Annotated in this window: 1 protein-coding gene; it reads right to left on the bottom strand. The window is 69.2% G+C overall.

Annotated elements, in window-relative coordinates; genetic code table 11:
• A partial coding sequence (locus tag FL311_RS41345; protein WP_141333114.1) for a non-ribosomal peptide synthetase occupies window positions 1-4,558 on the bottom strand: 4,558 nt, incomplete at both ends.

Genomic DNA, 4,558 nt, shown 5'->3' with positions numbered 1-4,558 from the left:
CTCCTCCACCCTCCCTCTCAGCACCAGCGTGTTCGCGAAGTACCCGATCAGCCCTTCCGTCTCCGCGTGCGTACGCCCTGCAATCGGGAACCCCACCACCACTTCCCGCTGCCCCGCGTGCCTCGACAGCACCACCTGGTACGCGCTCAGCAGCACCATGAAGGGCGTCACCCCTTCACGACGGCTCACCTCCTCCACCTTCCTCCACAGCTCCTTCGGCCACTGCGTCTGGACGAAGCCACCCCGGAAGCTCTGCGCCGCCGGCCTCGGCTTGTCCGTCACCAGCTCCAACGCCCTTGGCGCCCCTTCCAACTGCTTGCGCCAGTACTCCACCTGCTGCTCCAGCACTTCCCCCTGCAACCACCCTCGCTGCCACTCCGCATAGTCCCCGTACTGCACCGGCAGCTCGCCCAGCGGCGACGGCTTCCCCTCCGCATACGCCCCGTAGAGCGCCGCCACCTCCCTCACCAACAGCCCCGTCGACCAGCCGTCCGACACGATGTGGTGCAGCACCACCACCAACACGTGCTCCTCTTCAGACAGCCTCACCAACGTGGCTCGCAGCAGCGGCCCTCTCGACAGATTGAACGGCCGCGCGACCTCCTCGCCGACGAGACGCAGCAACGTCGCCTCTCGCTCCGTCTCCTCGTGCAGCTCGACTCGACGGAACTGGAACGGCGATGGTGGGGAGATCACCTGCACGGGCACACCGCCCTCATCAGGGAAGCTGGTGCGCAGGTTCTCGTGACGACGAATCACCTCGGAGAACGCTCGCTCCAGCGCCTCCACATCGAGGGCCCCCTCCAACCGGAGCGCCGACGGGACGTTGTACGTGACGCTCCCAGGCTCGAGCTTGTCGAGGAACCACAGGCGCTGCTGAGCGAAGGACAACGGCAGTGCCCCCTGACGCGCGGAGGGCCTCAAGGCCGGCACCGAGACGGCTCGCGCGACCTGCTCCACCTTGCGCGCAAGTCCCTCCAGCGTGGGCGCCTCGAAGAGCGCCCTCAGCGGCACCTCCACACCCAGCGAGCCACGCAGCCGCGCCACCACCTGCGTCGCGATGAGCGAATGCCCACCCAGCGCGAAGAAGTCATCGTGACGACTCACGCGCTCGACTCGCAGGACCTCCTTCCAGATGGAGGCCAGTGACTCCTCCATCGGCGTCGCGGGCGGCACATGCACCGCGCCTGAAGCCAGAGCCCCCGCCTCCGGTTCGGGCAACGCCCGGCGATCCAGCTTGCCGTTCGGCGTCAGCGGCAACGCCTCCAGCACCATGAAGCCCGAGGGCACCATGTGCGCCGGCAGGCGCTCCTGGAGGAAGCCTCGCAACATCCCCAGGTCCACGACTCCCGAGGCACTCGCGATGACATACGCGACCAGCCGCTTGTCACCAGCCCCGTCCTCGCGAGCCACCACCACCGCGTCACCCACCGAGGGATGTTCACGAAGGACCGCCGCCACCTCTCCCGGCTCCACGCGGAAGCCACGCACCTTCACCTGGAAGTCCGCGCGGCCCAGGAACTCCACCCTGCCATCCGCGAGCCACCGCACCCTGTCCCCCGTGCGGTACATCCGAGCCCCCGACACAGGGCTGAACGGGTCCGGACCGAAACGCTCCGCCGTCAGGTCAGGGCGCCCCAGATACCCACGCGCCACCTGCTCGCCGCCGATGAACAGCTCCCCGGGCACTCCGGTCGGCACCGGACGCAGCTCGGCATCCAGCACGTACACGCGCGTCTTCGCCAACGACCGCCCCAGCGGCACGGTCGCCGCCCGGACCATCGCATCCACCGGCCCGGCGAGCACCCCCACGGTCGTCTCCGTGGGGCCGTAGTGGTTGAACACCTCCAGCGTCGGGGCCAGGGCTCGCACCTGCTCCACCAGCGCCCACGTCGAGGATTCGCCACCCAGGACCAGTCGCTTGCGAGGCAGCACTCGCGCCGGCTCCGGCGCCGTCAACCAGGCGGAGAGGTGCGCGGGCACCATCTTCACGCAGTCCACCGGGTGACGCTGGAAGTACTCCGCCACGCCCACGGGATTCCCCATGCGCTCGGACGAGAGGACATGCAGCACGCCTCCCGTGCACAGCGCCGGGAACAGCACCGTGTTGCCCAGGTCCGCGCCGAAGGTGGACACCAACGCGAAGCTCGCGCACTCACGCAGCCCGAGCCGCTCAATCGCTGCCTGGACGTAGTTGACCAGCGCCCCGTGCGACACGGCCACGCCCTTGGGACGCCCCGTGCTGCCCGAGGTGAACAACACGTATGCGGTGTTCTCCGGCGCGACCCGCACGGCCGGCGCGGCTGCTGAATGCCCCGCTAGCAGCGCGGCGTCCCGGTCCATCAACACCCGATGCGCGGCGCAGGTCTCGAACGAAGCAGCGTGACGAGCCTCCGTCACCACGACGGGCGCGGCGACCTCCTCCACGAGCACGCGCAGACGCGTCGCGGGCTGTGCTGGCTCCAGCGGCACGTAGGCGCCTCCGGCCTTCAGGACACCCAGCAGCGCCACCACCAACTCCACGCTCCGCTCCAGGCACAGCGCCACCGGGACATCCGGCCCGACGCCGAGCTCCCGCAGATGCCTCGCGAGCTGATTGGCTCGTGCGTCGAGCTGCGCGTACGACAGCAGCGCGTCCTCGTAGCGCACGGCGGGCGCCGTGGGGGTCCGGGCCGCCTGTTGCTCGATGAGCACATGCAACGGCGCCGCGTTCGAGAAGTCCGCAGGGGTCGTGGACCACGAGTCCAGGACCTGTTGTCGCTCGGCTGGCGTCATCAGCGGCAGCGCGGAGAGGCGCTGACCAGGGTTCGCGGTGATTGCCTCCAGCAGCACCTGGAGGTGCGCCACCATGCGCGCCGCCGTGGACTCGGAGAAGAGGTCGGAGTTGAACAGCAGTGTCCCCGTGATTCCCTCCGAGGTCTCGCTCAGGTTCAGGGACAGCTCGAAGCGCGCGGCCTCCGTGCCCTCCGTCTCCAACGGCACGAGGGACAACGCGGGGAGCTCGAGCGACTCCACCGGAGCGTTCTGCAGGACGAACAGGACCTGGAACAGCGCGGTGCGGCTCAGGTCGCGGACGGGACGCAGCGCCTCCACCAGCTTCTCGAAGGGGAGGTCCTGGTGCTCATAGGCCCCGAGCGTGGTCTCTCGGACCTGGGCCAGCAGTTGGAGGAACGTCTCCGCGGGATGCACCCGCGCGCGCAGGACCAGCGTGTTGACGAAGAAGCCGATGAGGCCCTCGGTCTCCGCATACCGGCGGCCCGCGATGGGCGAACCCACGCTGATGTCGTCCTGCCCCGAGTAGCGGGACAGCAACACCTGGAACGCCGAGAGCAGCACCATGAAGGGGGTGGTTCCCGTCTCACGAGCCAGCGCGCCCACCGCGTCTCGCAGCGCGACGGGAAGCCGTACAGGGACGGTGGCGCCTCGTTGGGATTGGACTGAGGGACGAGGCCCCTCGATGGGCAACTCCAGATGCGGGGGCGCTCCGGCGAGCCGCTCCCTCCACCAGTCGAGCTGCGTCTCCAGTCGCGCTCCGCTCAGCCACTCGCGTTGCCAGAGCGCGTAGTCCGCGTACTGCACGGGGAGCACGGGCAGCGGTGCCTGTTGTCCCTCGGAGAAGGCCACGTAGAGCGCGCCGAGCTCTCGCACCAGCACGCCCAGGGACCAGCCGTCCGAGACGATGTGGTGCATCACCAGCGACAGCACATGTTGCTCGGGAGCGAGTCGGAGCAGCGTGGCGCGCAGGAGCCTGGGCTGTCCGAGCGCGAACGGGCGCAGCGACTCCTCGACGGCACGGCGTTGCACCGCGCTCCGGCGGTCTACTTCGGACAAGGCGCTCAGGTCCTCGAGGGCGAGCTGGAAGTCGTCGGGGGCGTGGATGACCTGGACTGGCTCCCCCTCATGCAGGGCGAAGCTGGTGCGCAGGGATTCGTGACGCGCCACCAATGCGGAGAACGCGCGCTCGAGCGCGTCGATTCGCAGCGCCCCATTCACCTGGAGGTGGATCGGTACGTTGTAGGCGGCACTGCCTGGAGAGAGCTGTTCGAAGAACCACAGGCGCTGCTGCGCGAACGACAGCGGCGGCGGGCCTGAGCGAGGCGGAGGGACCAGTTGGAAGACGTCAGGCGTCGTGCTGTCCCCGAGCGAGGAGTCGAGACGTCTCGCGAGCGCTTCGATGGTCGGTGCTTCGAAGAGAGCGCGCAGCGGGAGGTCGATACCGGTGAGTGCACGCACTCGCGCCACCACCTGCGTCGCCAGCAGCGAGTGCCCTCCCAGCTCGAAGAAGTCGTCCTTCCTTCCGACTCGCTTCGCTCCCAGCACTTCGCGGAACACCTCCGCCAGCTTCGCTTCCAGTCCCTCTCTCGGAGCCTCGTAGGCGTCTTCCGGTGACGTCACCGCCTCCGGCGCTGGCAGCGCCCTGCGGTCCACCTTCCCATTCGCCGTCAGCGGCAGCGCCTCCAGCACCACCACCACCGTCGGCACCAGGTACTCCGGCAGCCTCCTCCTCATCCCCTCCTTCACCGCCGCCCCCTCCACCTCTCCCACCACGTACCCCACC

Source organism: Myxococcus sp. AB025B, from assembly GCF_006518215.1.
In the GTDB taxonomy this organism is placed as follows: domain Bacteria; phylum Myxococcota; class Myxococcia; order Myxococcales; family Myxococcaceae; genus Myxococcus; species Myxococcus fulvus.
This window is presented reverse-complemented; position numbering and strand designations above follow the sequence as displayed.